The organism is Streptomyces krungchingensis, from assembly GCF_054729265.1.
This window is the reverse complement of record NZ_JBPUKY010000001.1, coordinates 3,413,681-3,434,699: the sequence shown is the minus strand read 5'-3', so window position 1 is coordinate 3,434,699 and position 21,019 is coordinate 3,413,681. Positions and strand designations below refer to the sequence as shown.

Annotated in this window: 20 protein-coding genes and 1 riboswitch; of the genes, 15 read left to right on the top strand and 5 right to left on the bottom strand. The window is 69.2% G+C overall.

What is annotated here, in order from left to right; translation table 11 throughout:
* Positions 1-101 precede the first annotated feature (101 nt).
* Complete coding sequence (locus tag ACSYGO_RS15315) at positions 102-323, bottom strand: hypothetical protein (protein ID WP_426675823.1); 222 nt, start codon at positions 321-323, stop codon at positions 102-104.
* A gap of 183 nt (positions 324-506) precedes the next feature.
* Between ACSYGO_RS15315 and ACSYGO_RS15310 the strand changes: the two genes are divergently transcribed.
* Complete coding sequence (locus ACSYGO_RS15310; RefSeq protein WP_426675824.1) at positions 507-1,481, top strand: carbohydrate kinase family protein; 975 nt, start codon at positions 507-509, stop codon at positions 1,479-1,481.
* Here ACSYGO_RS15310 and ACSYGO_RS15305 read toward each other — a convergent pair whose 3' ends face one another.
* Positions 1,482-2,858: a cysteine desulfurase/sulfurtransferase TusA family protein gene (locus ACSYGO_RS15305; RefSeq protein WP_435220183.1), complete on the bottom strand. Its 1,377-nt coding sequence runs from the start codon at positions 2,856-2,858 to the stop codon at positions 1,482-1,484. It abuts the gene before it with no gap.
* Positions 2,859-3,183: 325 nt separating this feature from the next.
* Between ACSYGO_RS15305 and ctaC the strand changes: the two genes are divergently transcribed.
* The 4 genes from ctaC to ACSYGO_RS15285 all read left to right on the top strand — a co-directional run bounded on the left by ctaC (position 3,184) and on the right by ACSYGO_RS15285 (position 7,674).
* The gene (gene ctaC / locus ACSYGO_RS15300; protein ID WP_345643469.1) at positions 3,184-4,149 is read left to right on the top strand and encodes an aa3-type cytochrome oxidase subunit II; all 966 of its coding nucleotides are present in this window, start codon (positions 3,184-3,186) and stop codon (positions 4,147-4,149) included.
* Entirely contained in the window at positions 4,146-5,882 is a 1,737-nt protein-coding gene (gene ctaD, locus ACSYGO_RS15295; protein WP_345643474.1) for an aa3-type cytochrome oxidase subunit I, read from the top strand. Before ctaC ends, ctaD begins: the two co-directional genes overlap by 4 nt.
* Positions 5,879-6,277 (top strand): cytochrome c oxidase subunit 4, encoded by a 399-nt coding sequence (locus tag ACSYGO_RS15290; protein ID WP_095933792.1) that lies wholly within the window; start codon positions 5,879-5,881, stop codon positions 6,275-6,277. The genes ctaD and ACSYGO_RS15290 overlap by 4 nt, the downstream gene beginning before the upstream one ends.
* Positions 6,278-6,405: 128 nt before the next feature.
* Complete coding sequence (locus ACSYGO_RS15285) at positions 6,406-7,674, top strand: L,D-transpeptidase (protein ID WP_426675826.1); 1,269 nt, start codon at positions 6,406-6,408, stop codon at positions 7,672-7,674.
* 29 nt (positions 7,675-7,703) lie between these two features.
* Here the strand turns inward: ACSYGO_RS15285 and ACSYGO_RS15280 are convergent, their stop codons facing one another.
* On the bottom strand, positions 7,704-8,105 hold the full coding sequence (locus ACSYGO_RS15280) for a response regulator (protein ID WP_095933790.1): 402 nt from the start codon (positions 8,103-8,105) through the stop codon (positions 7,704-7,706).
* Positions 8,106-8,307: 202 nt separating this feature from the next.
* Here ACSYGO_RS15280 and ctaE point away from each other — a divergent pair, with 202 nt between their 5' ends.
* The 6 genes from ctaE (at position 8,308) to ACSYGO_RS15250 (ending at position 15,464) form a co-directional block, all read left to right on the top strand.
* A complete protein-coding gene (ctaE, locus tag ACSYGO_RS15275) occupies positions 8,308-8,928 on the top strand; it encodes an aa3-type cytochrome oxidase subunit III (protein WP_028803258.1) in 621 nt (206 codons plus the stop codon).
* A gap of 64 nt (positions 8,929-8,992) precedes the next feature.
* On the top strand, positions 8,993-9,802 hold the full coding sequence (gene qcrC, locus ACSYGO_RS15270) for a cytochrome bc1 complex diheme cytochrome c subunit (protein WP_345643487.1): 810 nt from the start codon (positions 8,993-8,995) through the stop codon (positions 9,800-9,802).
* Positions 9,799-10,866 (top strand): cytochrome bc1 complex Rieske iron-sulfur subunit, encoded by a 1,068-nt coding sequence (qcrA, locus tag ACSYGO_RS15265; RefSeq protein ID WP_426675827.1) that lies wholly within the window; start codon positions 9,799-9,801, stop codon positions 10,864-10,866. Before qcrC ends, qcrA begins: the two co-directional genes overlap by 4 nt.
* On the top strand, positions 10,863-12,500 hold the full coding sequence (qcrB, locus tag ACSYGO_RS15260; RefSeq protein WP_426675828.1) for a cytochrome bc1 complex cytochrome b subunit: 1,638 nt from the start codon (positions 10,863-10,865) through the stop codon (positions 12,498-12,500). The genes qcrA and qcrB overlap by 4 nt, the downstream gene beginning before the upstream one ends.
* A gap of 153 nt (positions 12,501-12,653) precedes the next feature.
* Positions 12,654-13,718, top strand: coding sequence for an anthranilate phosphoribosyltransferase (trpD, locus tag ACSYGO_RS15255; protein ID WP_426675829.1), 1,065 nt, complete (start codon positions 12,654-12,656; stop codon positions 13,716-13,718).
* A 95-nt stretch (positions 13,719-13,813) separates the two neighbouring features.
* A riboswitch (SAM riboswitch) is annotated at positions 13,814-13,930 on the top strand.
* A 172-nt stretch (positions 13,931-14,102) separates the two neighbouring features.
* Positions 14,103-15,464 (top strand): aminotransferase class V-fold PLP-dependent enzyme, encoded by a 1,362-nt coding sequence (locus ACSYGO_RS15250; RefSeq protein WP_460386861.1) that lies wholly within the window; start codon positions 14,103-14,105, stop codon positions 15,462-15,464.
* Between the two features lie 61 nt (positions 15,465-15,525).
* Here ACSYGO_RS15250 and ACSYGO_RS15245 read toward each other — a convergent pair whose 3' ends face one another.
* Positions 15,526-15,807 carry an Lrp/AsnC family transcriptional regulator gene (locus ACSYGO_RS15245; RefSeq protein ID WP_028803252.1) on the bottom strand — a complete coding sequence of 94 codons (282 nt, stop codon included), beginning with the start codon at positions 15,805-15,807 and terminating at the stop codon, positions 15,526-15,528.
* Positions 15,808-15,849: 42 nt separating this feature from the next.
* Entirely contained in the window at positions 15,850-16,626 is a 777-nt protein-coding gene (locus tag ACSYGO_RS15240) for a rhomboid family intramembrane serine protease (protein WP_426675831.1), read from the bottom strand.
* A 153-nt stretch (positions 16,627-16,779) separates the two neighbouring features.
* Here ACSYGO_RS15240 and ACSYGO_RS15235 point away from each other — a divergent pair, with 153 nt between their 5' ends.
* The 4 genes from ACSYGO_RS15235 (at position 16,780) to ACSYGO_RS15220 (ending at position 21,002) form a co-directional block, all read left to right on the top strand.
* Positions 16,780-17,019 (top strand): hypothetical protein, encoded by a 240-nt coding sequence (locus tag ACSYGO_RS15235; protein ID WP_037624014.1) that lies wholly within the window; start codon positions 16,780-16,782, stop codon positions 17,017-17,019.
* 34 nt (positions 17,020-17,053) lie between these two features.
* A complete protein-coding gene (locus tag ACSYGO_RS15230; protein ID WP_435220180.1) occupies positions 17,054-18,403 on the top strand; it encodes an NYN domain-containing protein in 1,350 nt (449 codons plus the stop codon).
* Positions 18,404-18,706: 303 nt separating this feature from the next.
* Complete coding sequence (locus tag ACSYGO_RS15225; protein ID WP_460386860.1) at positions 18,707-19,741, top strand: C40 family peptidase; 1,035 nt, start codon at positions 18,707-18,709, stop codon at positions 19,739-19,741.
* 238 nt (positions 19,742-19,979) lie between these two features.
* Positions 19,980-21,002, top strand: a complete 1,023-nt coding sequence (locus ACSYGO_RS15220) for a C40 family peptidase (RefSeq protein ID WP_426675834.1) — start codon at positions 19,980-19,982, stop codon at positions 21,000-21,002.
* The last annotated feature ends 17 nt before the right edge of the window (positions 21,003-21,019 follow it).

The following is a 21,019-nucleotide window of genomic DNA, read 5'->3' as shown; positions in this document are numbered from 1 at the left end:
TTACGGGGGACAGCGATGGGACGCGCCGGGGGAGCGTGCGGTTCCCTGCGGGCGCCCTCCGAAATTCACCTGTTCGGCGGCGCCCGGTCGCGTGGAAGGGATCAGTCGCCGTAGTCGGACATCGCGTCCAGCAGCCGTGCGGAGGCGGGCGGCACCGTGACCCCGTGGATGCGCGAGGGGGAGACGGGGCGGGCGGCCGCGGGGGCGGGGGCGGACCAGTGCCGGGCCATCCGGGCGCAGTCGCCGCGAAGCGTCGCCAGATCGCCTTCGAGTTCACTCACCGGGCCGAGCGGGGCGGGGCCGTGGACCTTGAGGTTCGTCATACCGGAACCGTATGCACCGATGGCGTCACGAAGAAAGATCTACTATCGGGTAGTTTTGCCCGCTTCAGAGGGCGCGCCCCGACCGGGTAGCGTGAACTGTCAACGCAGTCGTCACCCACGACCCTCTTCCGAAGAGCGCTTCGCGCGCCCCCTTCCATCTCCTCGCAGGAGCGTGTCCCAGCCGTGCGTATCGCAGTCACCGGCTCCATCGCCACCGACCACCTCATGACCTTCCCCGGCAGGTTCGCCGACCAGCTCGTCGCCGACCAGCTGCACACGGTCTCCCTCTCCTTCCTCGTCGACAACCTCGACGTGCGCCGGGGCGGGGTCGGCGCGAACATCGCCTTCGGCATGGGCCAGCTCGGCACCCGGCCGATCCTGGTCGGGGCCGCGGGCTCCGACTTCGACGAGTACCGCGCCTGGCTGGACCGGCACGGCGTCGACACCGGCTCGGTCCGCATCTCCGAGGTCCTGCACACCGCGCGCTTCGTGTGCACCACCGACGCCGACCACAACCAGATCGGCTCCTTCTACACGGGCGCGATGAGCGAGGCCCGGCTCATCGAGCTCAAGGCCGTGGCGGACCGGGTCGGCGGCCTCGACCTCGTCCTGATCGGCGCGGACGACCCCGAGGGGATGCTCCGCCACACCGAGGAGTGCCGCTCGCGCGGGATCTCCTTCGCGGCCGACTTCTCCCAGCAGATCGCCCGCATGGACGGCGAGGAGATCCGGATACTGCTGGACGGGGCGACCTACCTCTTCTCCAACGAGTACGAGAAGGGGCTCATCGAGTCCAAGACGGGCTGGACCGACGAGGAGATCCTCGGCAAGGTCGGCCACCGGGTGACGACCCTCGGCGCGCAGGGTGTGCGCATCGAGCGGGCCGGCGAGGCGACGATCGAGGTCGGCTGCCCCGAGGAGGAGCGCAAGGCCGACCCGACGGGCGTCGGCGACGCCTTCCGGGCCGGCTTCCTCTCCGGTCTCGCCTGGGGCGTCTCGCTGGAGCGCGCCGCCCAGATCGGCTGCATGCTGGCCACGCTGGTCATCGAGACCGTCGGCACGCAGGAGTACCAGCTGCGCCGCGTCCACTTCATGGACCGCTTCACCAAGGCCTACGGCCACGAGGCCGCCGCCGAGGTCCAGGCGCACCTCGCCTAGTCAGGACAGCCGGCGGACCACATAGGCCGAGCCCCGGTCCGCCGGCTCCTCCCCGACGTACTCCTGTTCCCGCATCTCGCACCATGCCGGGATGTCCAGCCGGGCCGCCTCGTCGTCCGAGAGCACCCGCACCGTGCCGCCCACCGGCACGTCCCCGATGACCTTCGCCAGCTCGATGACGGGGATCGGGCAGCGCTTGCCGAGGGCGTCCACGACCAGTTCGTCGGCCCGCACCACCGTCGTGGGAGCAGGCGCCCCCAGCTTCTCCCGCACCCCGGCCACCGTCCGCGGAAGCACCGACAGGAAGCGCTCGACGTCCTCCTCGGCCGCCCCCACGGGCAGCGACACCCGGACGTTGCCCTCGGTCAGCACACCCATCGCCCGCAGCACATGGCTCGGCGTCAGCGTGCTGCTCGTGCAGGACGATCCGGACGAGACGGAGAAACCCTCCCGGTCCAGGGCGTGCAGCAGCGCCTCCCCGTCGACATAGAGACAGGAGAAGGTGACGACCCCGGGCAGCCGCCGGTCCGGGTCGCCGACCACCTCCACGTCCGGCACCAGCCGCGGAACCCGCGCCCGGATCCGTTCCGTCAGCTCCCGCAGCCGCTCCGCCTCCTGGGCCGCCTCGGCCCGCACCGCGCGCAGGGAGGCTGCCGCGGCGACGATCGCGGGGAGGTTCTCGAAACCGGCGGCCCGCCCCGACTCCCGTTCGTCCAGGGGACCTTGGGCCGCGAACCGCACTCCCTTGCGCACGACGAGCACGCCGACGCCGGACGGCCCGCCCCACTTGTGGGCACTTCCGGTCAGCACCGCCCAGCCGCCCTCGACGGGCCCCCACCCCAGCGACTGGGCCGCGTCCACGAGCAGCGGCACCCCCGCCGCCCGGCACGCCTCGGCCACCGCCGCCACCGGCTGCTCGGTCCCCACCTCGTGGTTGGCGGACTGGAGGCACGCCAGCGCGGTGTCCGGCCGCAGCGCCTCCTCGTACGACTCGACGGTCACCGCGCCCGTCCGCAGCACCGGCACCTGGGTGACCGATCCGCCGCCCGCTTCGAACATGTCTGCCGAATGGAGCACCGAGGAATGTTCGACGGATGACACGATCAGGTGGTTTCCGATCCGCCGCCGGCCGGCCAGCGCCCCCGCGACGCCCGTGTGCACGGCCCGCGTCCCGGACGGCGTGAACACCAGCTCGTCGGGCCTGCACCCCACCGCCTCCGCGGTCGCCTCGCGCGCCGCGTCCAGCAGCATCCGGGCCCTGCGCCCCTCCCGGTACAGCCGGGACGGATCGGCCCAGCCCTCGTCGAGGGAGGCCAACAGCGCCTGGCGGGCAACGGGATGGAGGGGAGCGGCGGAGGCGGCATCGAAGTAGGACACACAGCAACGTTAGAACTTCCCCGCGGGCGGCACGGGTGCGGGGAAGAGCGCGGGCGCCGCCCACCGGCCCACGGCCGGGACCCATCGGACGAACCGGACCGCCCGGACGTCCCGATCTCCCGTCAGAAACCAGACCCCACGGGTCATCCCACCCCCTTCGGGGTGACCCCCGGCGCGTTAGGGACCCTCCCCGCGCGACCCCAAATAGCGTCCAGTAGGGTTTGGTCCGCATAAACATCCAAACCCCTGCCCGACGCAGGGCGGCGACCGACCAGCGAGAAGGCCGCAGCCAGTAGCGCGGGCGAGACTCTCGGGAAGGCGCTACGTGAGTCCCAACGGCTCCGACCGCTCGCCGCGGCGCCCGATGCGGCGGAAGCTGCTGCAGGCAATGACTGCGGGCCTGGTCCTGGCGACAGCCACCGGTTGCTCGTACAACTGGGAAGACTTCCCCCGCCTTGGTATGCCCACCCCGACCACGGAAGAGGCTCCGCGGATCCTCTCCCTGTGGCAGGGTTCCTGGGCGGCGGCGCTCGCCGTGGGCGTGCTGGTGTGGGGCCTGATCCTGTGGAGTGCTTTCTTCCACCGGCGCAGCCGCACCAAGGTCGAAGTTCCTCCCCAGACCCGGTACAACATGCCCATCGAGGCGCTGTACACCGTGGTCCCGCTCATCATCGTCTCGGTGTTGTTCTACTTCACCGCCCGCGACGAGACGAAGCTCCTCAGCCTCAAGCCGAAGCCCGACATCACGGTCAACGTGGTCGGCTTCCAGTGGAGCTGGGGCTTCAACTACGTCGCGGACGTCCCCGGCTCGACCGGTGACGCGAAGACCGACCCGAACCTGGCCGCGATTCCGGACCGGTTCAAGGCGGACTTCCCGGCGAACGCCGGCGGTGTCTACGACGTCGGCACGCCCGGCACGCGGAACCCCCAGACGAACAACCCCGGCCCGACCCTCTGGCTCCCCAAGGGCAAGACGGTCCGCTTCGTCCTCACCTCGCGTGACGTCATCCACTCCTTCTGGGTGGTGCCGTTCCTGATGAAGCAGGACGTCATTCCGGGCCACACCAATGCCTTCCAGGTGACCCCCAACAAGGAGGGCACCTTCCTGGGCAAGTGCGCCGAACTCTGCGGCGTCGACCACTCCCGGATGCTCTTCAACGTGAAGGTCGTCTCCCCCGAGCGCTACGAGGCCCACCTCAAGGAGCTCGCGGCGAAGGGTCAGACCGGTTACGTCCCGGCCGGCATTGAGCAGACGGGCCACGAGAAGAACCGGGAGACGAACAACCTGTGAGCATCCTCAACGAACCTCAGGGTGCCGCCGAGACCGAGGACTCGTACGAGAACGAGGTACCGGTCCGGCGCAAGCAGCCCGGCAACGTCGTGGTCAAATGGCTCACCACCACCGACCACAAGACGATCGGCACGCTGTATCTGGTGACGTCGTTCGCGTTCTTCTGCATCGGCGGCGTCATGGCGCTGCTCATGCGCGCCGAGCTCGCCCGGCCCGGTCTGCAGATCATGTCGAACGAGCAGTTCAACCAGGCGTTCACGATGCACGGCACGATCATGCTGCTGATGTTCGCGACGCCGCTGTTCGCCGGTTTCACGAACTGGATCATGCCGCTGCAGATCGGCGCGCCCGACGTGGCGTTCCCGCGGCTGAACATGTTCGCGTACTGGCTGTACCTCTTCGGCTCGACGATCGCGGTCGGTGGCTTCCTCACCCCGCAGGGCGCGGCCGACTTCGGCTGGTTCGCCTACTCCCCGCTGTCGGACGCGGTCCGCTCGCCGGGCATCGGCGCCGACATGTGGATCATGGGTCTGGCCTTCTCCGGCTTCGGCACCATCCTCGGCGCGGTCAACTTCATCACCACCATCATCTGCATGCGCGCTCCGGGCATGACGATGTTCCGCATGCCGATTTTCGTGTGGAACGTGCTGCTCACCGCGGTGCTGGTGCTGCTGGCCTTCCCCGTCCTCGCGGCGGCCCTGTTCGCGCTGGAGGCGGACCGTAAATTCGGTGCGCATGTCTTCGACGCGGCGAACGGCGGAGCCTTGCTCTGGCAACACCTCTTCTGGTTCTTCGGGCATCCAGAGGTGTACATCATCGCGCTGCCGTTCTTCGGGATCATCTCCGAGGTCATCCCGGTCTTCTCGCGCAAGCCGATGTTCGGTTACATGGGCCTGATCGGCGCGACCATCGCGATCGCCGGTCTGTCCGTGACGGTGTGGGCCCACCACATGTACGTCACCGGCGGTGTACTGCTCCCGTTCTTCTCCTTCATGACGTTCCTCATCGCCGTTCCGACGGGTGTGAAGTTCTTCAACTGGATCGGAACGATGTGGAAGGGCTCCTTGTCCTTCGAGACACCGATGCTCTGGGCCGTCGGCTTCCTCATCACCTTCACCTTCGGTGGTCTGACCGGCGTCATCCTGGCCTCGCCGCCGATGGACTTCCATGTCTCCGACTCGTACTTCGTGGTGGCTCACTTCCACTACGTCGTCTTCGGCACCGTGGTGTTCGCGATGTTCTCCGGCTTCCACTTCTGGTGGCCGAAGATGACCGGCAAGATGCTCGACGAGCGCCTCGGCAAGATCACCTTCTGGACGCTGTTCGTCGGCTTCCACGGCACGTTCCTGGTGCAGCACTGGCTGGGTGCCGAGGGCATGCCGCGTCGTTACGCGGACTACCTCGCGGCCGACGGCTTCACCGCGCTGAACACGATCTCGACGATCAGCTCGTTCCTGCTCGGCCTGTCGATCCTGCCGTTCCTCTACAACGTGTGGAAGACGGCCAAGTACGGCAAGCCGGTCGGCGTCGACGACCCGTGGGGCTACGGCCGTTCGCTGGAGTGGGCTACGTCCTGCCCGCCGCCGCGGCACAACTTCCTCACCCTGCCGCGGATCCGCAGTGAATCCCCGGCGTTCGACCTGCACCACCCGGAGATCGCCGCTCTCGACCAGCTCGAGAACGCCGGTCACGGTACGTCGGCTCTGTCTGGTGGCAAGGAGGCCGGCAAGTGAAGGTCCAAGGCAAGATGTTCATCTGGCTGGCCCTCTTCATCCTCGTCATGGCGATCGTCTATGGCGTGTGGTCGAAGGAGCCGGCCGGTACCACGGCGCTCTTCCTGGGCTTCGGCCTGAGCATCATGATCGGCTACTACCTGGCCTTCACGGCCCGGCGGGTCGACCAGATGGCCCAGGACAACAAGGAGGCCGACGTCGCGGACGAGGCCGGCGAGGTGGGCTTCTTCAGCCCGCACAGCTGGCAGCCGCTCGCGCTCGGTGTCGGTGGCGCGCTCGCCTTCATGGGCGTCGTCTTCGGCTGGTGGCTGCTGTACTTCTCGGCCCCGATCATCATGATCGGCCTGTGGGGCTGGGTCTTCGAGTACTACCACGGTGAGAACCGCACCCAGTAGGGCGCGTCGATCACCCGGGAGCCCGGACTTTCCGCGAGGAGGGTCCGGGCTCCCTCGTTTGCCGGTAGCCGTCCCCCGCACGGGTCACCCGCCGCGCAGCAGTTGACGGTCGTTCATAGCGTGGGCCCATGAACCACTCTCCGCGCATCCGCACGGTCATCGGCTGCACAGCCCTGGTGGTCGCCCTCGGCGCCGGCGTCACCGCCTGCTCCGACGGCCATCCGCTCTCGGCGAAGCCGTACGACGCGGCGGGACTGATCTCCTTCAACGGTGTATCCGGCGACGGCAAGAAGGCCGCGAAGATCGACCCGGACAAGCCTCTGGAAATCACCGCCGAGGACGACGACGAGCAGATCACCGACGTCACGGCCACGGACGCGTCAGGACGCTATGTCGTCGGCGAACTCGCCGCCGACGGCAGCCGCTGGCACAGCACCTCCCCGCTGGCCGCAGGCGCCCACTACACGGTGCGGGTGAGCACCGAGGACGAGGACGGCGCCCAGGGCCGCAAGACCTTCGAGTTCGACACCACCACGCCCACCACGAAGCAGCACGTGGACGTGAAGTTCGGCCCGAAGGAGGGCACCTACGGGGTGGGGCAGCCCGTCACGGCCGAACTCAGCGTCCCCGTCAAGGACAAGGCGGCCCGCACGGTCGTCGAGCGGGCCCTCAAGGTCGACTCGATCCCCGCCGTGGAGGGCGCCTGGCACTGGGTGGACGACAAGACGCTGCACTACCGCCCCAAGGAGTACTGGCCCGTCCACGCCACGATCCAGGCGCACAGCAACCTGGCGGGCATCCGGATCGGCGACCGTCTGTGGGGCGGCAACGCCAAGGCACTGAAACTCACCACCGGCGACAAGCTCGTCGCCGTCACGGACGCCGCGGCGCACTCGATGACGGTCTATCGCAACGGCCGGCAGATCAACCAGATCCCGGTCACCACCGGCAAGGCCGGCTTCGAGACCCGCAACGGAGTCAAGGTGGTGCTGGAGAAGCAGTACTTCGTACGGATGCGCGGCACCACCGTCGGCATCGCCGAGGACAGCGCGGACTCGTACGACCTGCCCGTCTACTACGCCACCCGGGTCACCTGGAGCGGCGAGTACGTGCACGCCGCGCCCTGGTCCGTGGGCGACCAGGGATACGCCAACGTCAGCCACGGCTGCACCGGCATGAGCACCAGCAACGCCGAGTGGTTCTTCGACAATGTCCGCGAGGGCGACATCGTGCAGGTCAAGAACTCCAACGGCGCGACGATGGACCCGTTCGGCAACGGCTTCGGCGACTGGAACATGCCTTGGAAGAAGTGGCGCGAGGGCAGCGCCGTCGTGGGCGGCACCCCCGATGCCCCCGCTCCGGCGGAGAAGGCCCGCCTGCGCCCAGAGTCCGTGTGACGTCCGGGCGCCGGGCGGGAGCCCGTCTCTCAGGCGCCCAGAAGAGCCTTACGGCGCAGCAGGGAGGCCAGCGAGGCCGCGAACTCCACCGGGTCCACCGGATGGGTCACGGCCGCCTCCGCGCGGCTCCACGTGGCCAGCCAGGCGTCCTGGGGCCGGCCGATCAGGACGAGCACGGGCGGGCAGTTGAAGACCTCGTCCTTGATCTGCCGGCACAGACCCATGCCGCCCATCGGCACGGCCTCGCCGTCCAGCACGCAGACGTCGATGCCGCCCTTGTCGAGCTCACGGACGACGGCGGCCGGCGTCGCGCACTCCACGAACTCGACGGCGGGGACGTCGGGAGCGGGCCTGCGCCCGGTTGCGAGCCGCACCTGTTCGCGGGTGTTGGAGTCGTCGCTGTAGACCAGCACCGTGGCGGTCGGCTGCATTCTTCCTCCGAGACGTCGGCGTCGTACGGACATGAAGCGATCGGGTTGATCGGTCAGGCCCCGATGCGCGGATGCTACTCCCTTGAACACCTCGTCAACACCGGTTCGGACAGGCCTTCGATGGGCCATATGGGCTGGACACGCCCCATCAACACTCCGAACGGCACCCCCCGGGGTGAGGGCGGGATAAGCGACCGACATAATGTCGGTCGTGGCGACAGCAACGACAGTAGAAACCGGGCACGCGCACCCGTCGGTCAATCGGCCGAACCTCACCAGCGTCGGAACCATCATCTGGCTGAGTTCCGAGCTGATGTTCTTCGCGGCCCTCTTCGCGATGTACTTCACCCTGCGATCGGTGACCGGGCCGGAGCACTGGAAGGAAATGGCGTCCAGCCTGAACTTCCCGTTCTCCGCGACGAACACCACGATCCTGGTGCTCTCCTCTCTGACCTGTCAGCTCGGCGTCTTCGCCGCCGAGCGCGGGGACGTGAAGAAGCTCCGGATGTGGTTCGTCGTCACCTTCATCATGGGTGCGATCTTCATCGGCGGTCAGGTCTTCGAGTACACCGAGCTGGTCAAGAAGGACGGGCTCTCGCTCTCCTCCGACCCGTACGGCTCGGTGTTCTACCTGACCACCGGCTTCCACGGACTGCACGTGACGGGCGGCCTGATCGCCTTCCTGCTGGTCCTCGGCCGCACCTACGCGGCCCGGAGGTTCACCCATGAGCAGGCGACCGCCGCCATCGTCGTGTCCTACTACTGGCACTTCGTCGATGTCGTCTGGATCGGCCTCTTCGCCACGATCTACATGATCAAGTAGCCGGGCCCACCGCCCGACACATCCAGAAGCATCGACGCAGAAGATCCTGACACCGGGGTAATCCGTGAAAAAGCTCTCCGCACGACGACGCCATCCGCTGGCGGCGGTCGTCGTCCTACTCCTCGCGCTGGCGGCCACCGGGGGGCTGTACGCCGCGTTCGCACCCGCGGGCAAGGCGCAGGCCGATGAAACCGCCCAGTCCCTCGCCATCGACGAGGGCAAGAAGCTCTACGCCGTGGGCTGCGCAAGCTGCCACGGCACCGGCGGTCAGGGCACCACCGACGGGCCGAGCCTCGTGGGCGTCGGCGCCGCGGCGGTCGACTTCCAGGTCGGCACCGGCCGTATGCCGGCCCAGCAGCCGGGCGCGCAGATCCCGAAGAAGAAGGTCATCTACTCGCAGGCCGAGATCGATCAGCTGGCGGCGTACATCGCTTCGCTCGGCGCCGGTCCCGCGATCCCGACCAAGAACCAGGTCAGCCCCGAGGGGGCGGACATCGCCGCGGGTGGCGAGCTCTTCCGCACCAACTGCGCCCAGTGCCACAACTTCACCGGCAAGGGCGGCGCGCTCACCCACGGCAAGTTCGCGCCCAGCCTGGAAGGTGTCGACCCGAAGCACATCTACGAGGCCATGCAGACCGGCCCGCAGAACATGCCGTCCTTCCCCGACACGACGCTGTCGACGAAGAACAAGCAGGACATCATCGCGTACCTCGACGCGGTCAACGGTGACGACACCGAGAGCCCCGGCGGCCTCGAACTGGGTGGCCTCGGGCCGGTCAGTGAGGGCCTGTTCGGCTGGGTGTTCGGTCTCGGCGCGCTGATCGCCGTCGCCGTCTGGGTCGCCGCTCGGACCGCAAAGGCCAAGAAGTCATGAGTAGCCAAGACATTCCAGAAGAGAACCTGCCCGCTGCGCAGGACGCCGACGAGCACGCTCCCGGCACGGTAGCCGTCGCGGACGAGACGAACCCGTTCGCGGACCCCGGCCTGCCGCCCCACGAGCACCGCATCCAGGACATCGACGAGCGGGCCGCCAAGCGGTCCGAGCGCACGGTCGCCTTCCTGTTCACGCTGTCGATGCTGGCGACCGCCGGCTTCATCGCGTCGTACGTGACGATCCCGAGCGACAAGTCGATCTACGTCTTCCCGATCGGCCACGTCAGCGCGATGAACTTCGCGCTCGGTCTGACCCTCGGCGTGGCGCTGTTCACGATCGGTGCGGGCGCGGTCCACTGGGCCCGCACCCTGATGTCCGACGTCGAGATCATCGACGAGCGTCACCCGATCTCGGCGGAGCCCGAGGTCAGGGCCAAGGTCCTGGCCGACTTCAAGCAGGGCGCCAAGGAGTCCGCGCTCGGCCGCCGCAAGCTGATCCGCAACACGATGTTCGGCGCGCTGGCCCTGTTCCCGCTCTCCGGCGTGGTGCTGCTGCGCGACCTCGGTCCGCTGCCCGGCACCAAGCTCCGCCACACGCTGTGGTCCAAGGGCAAGCTGCTCGTCAACATGAACACGAACGAGCCGCTGCGTCCCTCGGACGTCGCCGTCGGTTCGCTCACCTTCGCCAAGCCCGAGGGCCTGGAGGAGCACGACGAGGACTTCCAGAAGGAGATCGCCAAGGCGGCCCTGATGATCGTCCGGCTCCAGCCGGCGAACATCAAGGACAAGCAGGAACTCGAGTGGTCCCACGAGGGCATCGTGGCCTACTCGAAGATCTGCACCCACGTCGGTTGCCCGATCTCCCTGTACGAGCAGCAGACGCACCACGTCCTCTGCCCGTGCCACCAGTCCACCTTCGACCTCTCCGACGGTGCCCGAGTCATCTTCGGCCCGGCCGGTCACGCCCTGCCGCAGCTGCGCATCGGCGTGAACGACGAGGGCTACCTCGAGGCGCTCGGCGACTTCGAAGAGCCCGTCGGTCCTGCATTCTGGGAGCGCGGATGAGCACTACCACGACCTCCGACTCGCGCTCGCGCGAGAAGGCGCCCGCGGGTGAGCGGGTAGCCGACTGGGCCGACGGCCGCCTGGGGATCTACTCCCTGGCCAAGGCCAACATGCGCAAGATCTTCCCCGACCACTGGTCGTTCATGTTGGGTGAGGTCTGCCTCTACAGCTTCATCATCATCATCCTCACGGGTGTGTACCTGACGCTGTTCTTCCACCCGTCGATGAACGAGGTGGAGTACCACGGCAGCTACGTCCCGCTGCAGGGCCAGCTGATGTCCGAGGCGTTCAACTCGACCATGCACATCTCCTTCGATGTGCGCGGTGGTCTGCTGATCCGGCAGATCCACCACTGGGCGGCGCTGATCTTCCTCGCCGGCATGTTCGTGCACATGATGCGCGTGTTCTTCACGGGTGCGTTCCGCAAGCCCCGTGAGGTCAACTGGATCTTCGGATTCCTGCTGTTCGTCCTGGGCATGTTCACCGGCTTCACCGGCTACTCGCTCCCGGACGACCTGCTCTCCGGCACCGGTGTCCGCTTCATGGAGGGCGCGATCCTGTCCGTGCCGATCGTCGGCACGTACCTGTCGTTCTTCCTCTTCGGCGGCGAGTTCCCGGGCGGCGACTTCGTGGCCCGCTTCTACTCGGTGCACGTGCTGCTGCTGCCGGGCATCATGCTCGGCCTGGTCGTCGGCCACCTGATCCTGGTCTTCTACCACAAGCACACGCAGTACGCGGGCCCCGGCAAGACGAACAACAACGTCGTCGGCATGCCGCTGCTGCCGGTCTACATGGCCAAGGCCGGAGGCTTCTTCTTCCTGGTCTTCGGTGTCATCGCGGCCATCGCGGCGATCGCCTCGATCAACCCGATCTGGTCCCTGGGCCCGTACCGTCCGGACCAGGTGTCCACGGGCGCCCAGCCCGACTGGTACATGGGCTTCTCCGAGGGTCTGATCCGTGTCATGCCCGGCTGGGAGATCAATTTCTGGGGTCACACGCTCGTCCTGGGTGTGTTCATCCCGCTGATCATCTTCCCGCTGGTCCTGGTCGCGATCGCGGTCTACCCGTTCATCGAGTCCTGGGTCACCGGCGACAAGCGCGAGCACCACATCCTGGACCGCCCGCGCAACGTCCCGACCCGGACCGCGTTCGGTGCCGCCTGGATCAGCTGGTACTTCGTCCTGCTCGTCGGTGGTGGCAACGACCTCTGGGCCACGCACTTCCACCTGTCGATCAACTCGATCACCTGGTTCGTCCGGATCGCGTTCTTCGTCGTGCCGGTGCTGGTCTTCATCGCCACCAAGCGGATCTGCCTCGGCCTCCAGCGCCGCGACCGGGACAAGGTGCTGCACGGCCGCGAGTCGGGCATCATCAAGCGCCTGCCGCACGGTGAGTTCATCGAGGTCCACGAGCCGCTCAGCCAGGACGCGCTGCACACGCTCACCGCGCACGAGCAGTACAAGCCGGCCGAGATCGGCCCGACGGTCGACGAGAACGGTGTCGAGCGCAAGGTCAACGGCCCGGAGCGACTGCGCGCCAAGCTGAGCAAGGGCTTCTACGGGGAGGACAACCAGATCCCCAAGCCCACGGTCGAGGAGTACAAGGAGATCACGAGCGGCCACGGCCACCACTGATCACCCACCGATCCTGCTGATCGCCACGGCTGGAGCCCCGTCCATTGCATGGACGGGGCTCTTTGCCGTCCTCCGGGCTGGATAGGGTGGAGCCTGCCGGTACGTGCGTGCGTACCCGCCTTTTGTACGTGTCTACGAACCCAGGAGCGGCATATGAGTGCTGTGACCCCCGCTGGAGGCGACATCGCGGCGGGCCGTTCCTGGCCCGAGGTACTGAACGGCCTGCTCGACGGCCGTGACCAGAGCGCCGACGACACGGCGTGGGCGATGGACCGCATCATGCGCGGCGAGGCGACGGACGCGCAGATCGCCGGCTTCGCGGTGGCGCTGCGCGCCAAGGGCGAGACGGTCGAGGAGATCTCCGGACTCGTCCGGACGATGTACGAGCACGCCAATGTGATCGAGGTGCCGGGCCCGGCGGTGGACATCGTCGGGACGGGCGGCGACGGCGCGAAGACGGTGAACATCTCCACGATGTCCGCGATCGTGGTCGCCGGGACCGGCGCCAAGGTCGTCAAGCACGGCAACCGGGCCGCGTCGTCGGCCTCGGGCGCCTCGGACGTCCTGGAGAAGCTCGGCGTCAATCTGGAACTGACGCCGAAGCGGGTCGCCGAGGTGGCCGAGGAGGCCGGGATCACCCTCTGCTTCGCCGTGAAGTTCCATCCGGCGCTGCGTCACGTGGCCGCCGCGCGCGGCCAGCTGGGGATCCGGACGACGTTCAACATCCTCGGCCCGCTGACCAACCCGGCACGGGTGAAGGCCCAGGCCGTCGGTGTGGCGGACCCGCGCATGGCACCCATCGTGGCCGGTGTCTTCGCCGAGCGGGGCAACTCCTCGCTGGTCTTCCGCGGCGACGACGGGCTCGACGAGCTGACCACCACGTCGACCTCGCGCGTCTGGGTCGTGCGCGACGGCAAGGTGACCGAGGAGCGCTTCGACCCGCGTGACGTCGGGATCGAGCTGGTCCCGGTGGAGGCCCTGCGCGGTGCCGACGCCTCGTACAACGCGGACGTCGCGCGACGGCTGCTGAACGGCGAGCGCGGTCCCGTGCGGGACGCGGTCCTGCTGAACTCGGCGGCGGCGCTGGTGGCGCTCTCGCCGGGCGACGCGCCGCTCACGGAACAGATCCGTGCCGCCATGGCGCAGGCGGCCGAGTCGATCGACTCGGGGGCCGCGAAGCAGGCCCTCGACCGGTGGGTGCGGGTCAGCAACGCCTGACCCACTGCCGTCCGTACCCGATGTGACACAGGGCGCAGTCCGGATCCTGGACTGCGCCTTGCACGTCGAAGATCTTCTGGCAAGATGCTGTACCAGGTCATGAGCGACAGCCATCAGGCCCCGGCCGGCTGTCCGGCAACCCTCCGTCCGTGGCGGGGTGCCCCGGGTGAAGACCAGGCCGTAGGCAGCGAGGTCTACGGCAAGCGCGGACCCCTCGTGTCACCAGGGGTCCTGGTCGTTCGAGGGAGCCTTCTGTGAGCAAGCGAATGCGATAGGGCGTCGAGCCCCGCCTCCGCGTACCCCTTTCACGCTTTTCCCGCGCCGAGCCGTGCCCCCGTGCACCGGCCGCGCGGTGATTCCGCCTGCCTCTCACAGGAGCTCGCCATGTCTGTCACCACCGTTGCCGCCGACCGGTCCGTTTGTGCCCCTCTGGCCGTTCTCGGGCGAGATGTCACCGTCCCGCTCGTGACGGGCGGCGAGGTCAGCTACGCCGCGCTCGACTACGCCGCCAGCGCCCCCGCCCTCCAGCGGGTGTGGGACGACGTCGCCGCGTACGCCCCGTACTACGGCAGCGTGCACCGCGGGGCCGGCTACCTCTCGCAGCTGTCCACCGACCTGTTCGAGAACGCCCGCCGGACCGTCGCCGAATTCCTCGACTGCCGCTCCGACGACCAGCTCGTCTTCACCCGCTCCACCACCGACTCGCTCAACCTGCTCGCCGCCACCCTTCCGGCCGGCTGCCAGGTCTTCGTCTTCGAGACCGAGCACCACGCCTCGCTGCTGCCCTGGCGGGACGCGCACGTGACGTACCTGAACGCCCCGCGCACCCCCGGGCAGGCGGTCGCGACGCTGGAGCGGGCCCTCGCCGACCGCGATCCCCACGGCCCCGCCCTGGTCTGCGTCACCGGCGCCTCGAACGTGACCGGCGAGCTCTGGCCGGTGCGCGAACTGGCCGCGGCCGCGCACGCCCACGGCGCGCGCATCGTGCTGGACGCCGCGCAACTGGCCCCGCACCACCCGGTCTCGGTGCGGGACCTCGACGTCGACTGGGTCGCCTTCTCCGGGCACAAGCTGTACGCGCCCTTCGGCGCCGGCGTCCTCGCGGGCCGCGCCGACTGGCTGCGGGAGGCCGACCCGTATCTGGCGGGCGGCGGCGCGAGCCGCAAGGTGTCGCGGCGGGAGGACGGCGGTGTGGACGTGGAGTGGCACGACACCGCTGCGCGGCACGAGGCCGGTTCACCGAACGTCATCGGCGCCTACGCGATCGCGTCCGCCTGCAAGGCGCTCACCGAGGCCGGCTTCGACACGCTGGTCGCCCGCGAGCGCCACCTGATCGACACCGTCCGCGCCGGTCTCGCCGGCGTACCCGAGGTGCGGGTGCTCTCGCTCTTCGGCGACGACGCCGCGCGCGTCGGGGTGATCTCCTTCGTCGTCGAGGGCTGGAACAGCTCGCACTTCGCCGCGGCGCTCTCCGCCGAGTACGGCATCGGTGTCCGCGACGGCCTCTTCTGCGCCCACCCGCTGGTCAGGACCCTGCTCGGCAGCGACCCGCAGACGCAAGGGGAGTGCGGGGCCCCGGAGGCCGCGCCCGGCGAGAAGTCCCTGAACGCGATCCGCGTCAGCTTCGGCGCGGGTACCCCCGACGAGCACGTCGAGCGCTTCGTCACCGCGGTGCAGGAGCTCGTGCGGGACGGCGCGAAGTGGCGGTACCGCACGGAGGACGGCCGCTGCGTGCCCGCCGTCTGAGCGGGGTTCTCGTCAAGGGCCGCCCGGCGACCGGGCGGCCCTTCGTGCTGCGGTCACACGATCAGGAGTCGAGCCCGATCGCGAACGCCGCCTCCAGGTCGTGCTGGGAGTAGGTGCGGAACGCGACGTGCGTGTCCGTGGCCTCGACGCCCGGGATCTTGCTGATCTTGCCGGGGATGACGTCCGCCAGGTCGTCGTGGGCCTGCACCCGGACCATCGCGATCAGGTCGTACGTACCCGTGACGGAGAAGACCTCGCTGACGGAATCCAGCGCGGCGATCGACTCGGCGATCTCGGGGATCCGGTCCACGCTGGTCTTGATGAGGACGATCGCGGTGATCACGGCTGGTTCTCTCCCTCGGGGGCCGCTGCTGAGGCTCTCACCCTACTCGCGGTCCAAGCTGCCCGGTCGCCGCGCCGGGGGTCCGCCGTGCGGCCGGGCCGTCGCCGGGGGCGGTGTCCCCTCGGCGGGCCCGGCGGCGGCCCGGCCGAACCGCAGCCACGCGTAGCCGAAGCCGAGTGTGAAGCCCACCAGATGGGCCAGATAGGCGACCCCGGGGCCGCCGTCGTCCTGGCCCGCCGCCATCCCCTGGAGGGCCACCCAGAAGGGCAGCACCACCCAGGCCGGAAAGCGCAGCGGCAGGAAGAAGAGGAACGGCAGGAGACTGGTCACCCGGGCCGTGGGGAACAGGTACAGGAACGCGCCGAGAACAGCGGAGATCGCCCCGGAGGCGCCGACCAGGGACTGCTGCGACTCCGCGTTGGCCGCGGCGTAGCCGAGGAGCGCGAGATAGCCGCAGCACACGTAGAAGAGGGCGAACTGCAGATGCCCCATGCGTTCCTCGGTCATCAGCCCGAAGACGAAGAAGAAGAGCATGTTGCCCAGGAGATGGAGCCAACTGCCGTGGATGAAGAGGGCCGTGGCGGGGGTGAGCGCCTCGCGTGCGGCTCCGTCGAACAGATCGCCGGGGACCACGCCCCAGCGCCGGAAGTAGGCCCGCTGCGCGGCGGCCAGCGTGTCCCCGGTGCCGTAGACCGGGTTCAGGCCGGATGCCGGGCCGATCACGAAGATCAGGCAGCACAGGGCGATCAGCCCGTACGTCACCGGCGCCGACTGACTCCGTACCGCTTTGCCGACCGTCGTACTCCATTTGCTGATCATGGTGCAGAGCATGGCGTAACGGGACGGATGAACACAGACCGCCTCGCCGCGGTGGACGGCGGAGCGTCGGGGAGCTGCCAGGCCGTAGGGTTACGAGCCACATGCACCAGGAGACTGGCGCTGGACGGACACTAGAAGGAAGCGGACTGCCTCATGACGGTTCCCCTGCCGGACGCCAAGACGCGCTGGCGCTGCACTCTGTGCGGCAACCTCACGCGTTTCGACGTGACCCGCTCGTCGAAGGTCGTCGAGTATGTGCACCTCGACCTGGCCGGTGAGCCGAAGGTCGAGGAGCGCGAGGTGGTCAGTGAGACCATCGAGTCGGTCCGGTGTCGCTGGTGCAACGCGGTGGACCAGGTGGAACTGGTGGACAGGCCGGGTGCCGGCTCCTGAGGGAGCGGGCCCCGCACAGACATTGGGGTGACGGATGGCGGAGACCACAGGCGGGGAGCCGGACGACGGCGCCGCTGAGGTGCTCGACCGTCCGCTGCCCGACGGCGTGCGCCGCCGCGTCGTGCAGATCGTCTCCGACGGTTTCGGCGGGCTGACCGTCGGTGAACTGCCCGCCCAATTGCGGCAGTATGCGCGGTTCGCCCCCAATCGGCGGGCCAAGTTCGCCGGGAACGCCATGGCGGCCGCCCTGGAGACGGACACGCTGTTCAGACAGCGCATCGCCGAGAAGCTGAGAGAGGCGCAGCCGGAGATCGCCGGTGCCCTCGACTCGGGCGCGCCGCCCCCGGCCGCGGATCCGCTGGACGTGGCGGCCGCGGCCTATGTGCTGCGCCCCACGGGCTGGGTGAAGCTGGTCACCGCCGCCGGCGAGGAGGCCCTGCGGGCGGACGCCGAACGCGCCGACGAGGAGACCCGTGCCGAGCTGGAGCGGCTGCGGGCGGAGCTCGCCGAGGCCCGCGGCCAGACCAGGGCCGAGACGGAACGGCTGCGCTCGGAAGTGGAGTCGGCGAAGAAGGAAGCGGAATCGCTTCACCGCAAGCTGCGCGGGGCCCTCAGCGACGTCAAGCGCGGTGAGGCGGCCCTGCGCAAGCTCCAGGGCGAGATGGACGGCGTACGGGCGGAGGCGCAGGCCCAGGTGTCCGCCTCCGACAGCGAGACCCGGCGGCTCAAGGCGCGCCTCGGCGAGGTCGAGGCCAATCTGGAGGCGACACGGCGGGCGGCGCGTGAGGGCCGCAGTGTCGAGGACATGCGGGTGCGGCTGCTCCTCGACACGGTGCTGGACGCCGCTCAGGGGCTGCGGCGCGAACTCGCCCTGCCACCCGTGTCGGTGCGGCCGGCGGAGACGGTCGACGCGGTCGAACCGGGACGAATGACACCAAAGGACATCGCCGCTCGTGCGCTGTCCGAGAGCGATCCCGCGATCCTCGACCAGCTGCTCGCGCTGCCCCAGGCGCATCTGGTCGTCGACGGCTACAACGTCACCAAGACGGGCTATCCGCAGATGCCGCTGGAGAAGCAGCGGCTGCGGCTCCTCGGGCAGCTCTCCCAGCTCGCCGCGCAGACCGGCTCCGAGGTGACCTGTGTCTTCGACGGGGCCGAACTGGCCGCGCCGGTGCTGCTCGCGCCGCCGCGCGGGGTGCGGGTGCTGTTCTCCAAGCCCGGTGTCACCGCCGACGAGTTGATCCGTCAGCTGGTCCGTGCGGAGCCTTTGGGGCGGCCGGTCATCGTGGTCTCGACCGACCGCGAGGTGGCCGACGGCGTCGCGAAGGCGGGTGCCCGGCCGGTGGCCTCCGCGGTGCTTCTCAAGCGTTTTTCGCGCGGCTGACCTTCTGCGGCCTAAGACTCAAAGGCAACGTACGTCCCATGCGTAACGTCCGGGCGTGATGCCCGAATTGGCGTGACCTTCACGCAACGTAGTGTCAGAGCCGCATCACTGCATGTGAGTTGTCGGCAAAGAATGCGCTCGGTGACCGAGATTTTTCCTATGAGGATTTGAACTGATCACAGGAAGGTCACTAGGGTCAGGCCTCGAACCTCCGCTCGGGTGATCACTCATTGGGAGTGACGGTGGAGGGGCACCGCCCGTCGCACCTCGGCAGGCGGCTGGAGGAAGAAGGAGCTCGCCTTCGTGGCGTCCCACCGTCGACCCAAGCAGCCGAGCCGCACCCGTGTGACCGTGCTCACCACCGCCGCCGCCGCTGCCGTGGCCCTCAGCGCCAACGCCGCCAATGCCGCGCCGAGCGAGAAGCCGAGCAAGGACGAGGTCAAGTCGAAGGTCGACAAGCTCTACGAGGAGGCCGAGAAGGCCACCGAGAAGCTGAACGGCGCCAAGGAGAAGCAGGAGAAGCTGCAGAAGCAGATCAGCTCCCTGCAGGACAACGTCGCCCGCGGCCAGGAGGAGCTCAACGAGCTGCGCGACGGCCTCGGTTCGATGGCCAGCGCCCAGTACCGGTCCGGCGGCATCGACCCCTCCGTGGCGCTCTTCCTCTCCTCCGACCCGGACGACTACCTCGACAAGGCGTCCGCGATGGACCAGCTGAGCGCTCAGCAGGTCGAGGCGCTCAAGAAGGTCCAGGAGAAGCAGCGTTCGCTCGCCCAGCAGCGTTCCGAGGCCTCCGAGAAGCTCAAGGACCTCGCCGACACCCGCACGGAGCTGGCCAAGAAGAAGAAGGAAGTCCAGGGCAAGCTCGGTGAGGCGCAGAAGCTCCTCAACACCCTGACGGCCAAGGAGAAGGCGGCCCTCGACGCCGAGCAGGCCCGCGCCAGCCGTGCCAGCGAGCGCAGCGCCCTGGGCGGCTCCGGCGCCCCCGCCTCCGGCCGTGCCGGTGCCGCGTTCGGCGCGGCCCAGAGCAAGATCGGCTCGCCGTACGTCTACGGCGCCTCCGGCCCCAGCTCCTTCGACTGCTCCGGTCTCACCTCCTGGGCCTACGCCCAGGCCGGTGTCTCCATCCCGCGCACCTCCCAGGCGCAGGCCAACGCGGGCACGCGCATCTACTCGCAGAGCGACCTCCAGGTCGGCGACCTGGTCATCTTCTACGGCGACATGCACCACGTCGGCCTGTACGCGGGCAACGGCCAGGTGCTGCACGCCCCGCGCACCGGCACCGTCGTGCGCTACGAGTCGATCGGGAACATGCCCTTCCAGTTCGGCGTCCGGATCTGACGCACGCCTCCTGACGAGCCCTCGCCGAAGCATCGGCGGGGGCTCGCGTCGCTCCGCCCAAACGGGCGAATTGCGGTACCGCCGCCTGACCCCGCGACCCGTCCGTGACCTGCGTCTGAGGCGGGGCGTCACTTTGTGTGCCCGCAGGGACCTTTGGCCGTTGCGTAGTCGCGCGGCTACTGTCTGGCGCGTTTCCCCCAATCCGGGGGACCGTCAGCGGAAGGGAGAGCGGCCACCCGTGGGGTTTCATCGCCGCCTTGCACCGTCCGGCTTCGACCGGGGCGTCGGCGCCTTCGGCCTCGCCGCCTGCGTGATGTCCGCGGCGGCCGCCGCACTCGGCACCCTGCCCGCCTCCGCGGCACCGCAGGACGACACCCGGGCCGAGGTGGACCGCCTGTACACACAGGCGGAGAAGGCCACCGAGGCGTACAACAAGGCCGACGAGCGGGCCGACTCGCTGCGCGAGCAGGTCGGCACGGCACAGGACGAGATCGCCCGGCAGCAGGAGCGCATCAACACGATGCGGGACGCGGTCGGTTCGCTCGCGGGCGCCCAGTACCGCTCCGGCGGCCTCGACCCCTCCCTCGCGCTGCTGTTCTCCGACGACCCGGCCGAGTACATCGACAAGGCCGCCGCTCTCGACCGGATCAGCTCCCACCAGGCCGGAGAGCTCAAGGATCTCCAGTTCGCCATGCGGGAACTCGCGCAGAAGCGTGAGGAGGCCACCGGCAAGCTCGCCGAACTGGAGAAGAGCCGCAAGGCCGTCGCGCGGCACAAACGGACCGTGGAGCGAAAGCTCGCCGAGGCGCGACAGCTGCTCAACTCGCTGCCCTACGCCGAACGCGCCGCCTACGACCGGGCGTCCCGCTCCGGCCGCTCGGACCTGCCCGACCTCGGGGACGCCGTCCCGTCCTCGGCCCGCGCGGCCGCCGCGGTCGCCGCGGCCCGCTCCGCGCTCGGCCGCCCCTACGTCTGGGGCGCCAACGGGCCGGGCGGCTTCGACTGTTCGGGCCTCATGCAGTGGTCGTACGCGCAGGCCGGGGTCGGGCTGCCGCGTACCTCGCAGGCCCAGCGGTACGCGGGCCGGCAGGTGCCGCTCTCCCAGGCGCAGCCCGGCGACCTCATCGCCTACCGGTCCGACGCCAGCCACATCGCGATGTACATGGGCAACGGCCAGGTGATCCACGCCCCGTACCCCGGCGCTCCGGTGCGGTACGACCCGGTGGGCATGATGCCGGTCTCGTCGGTCACCAGGGTCTGACCGCGGCCGGACCGGAG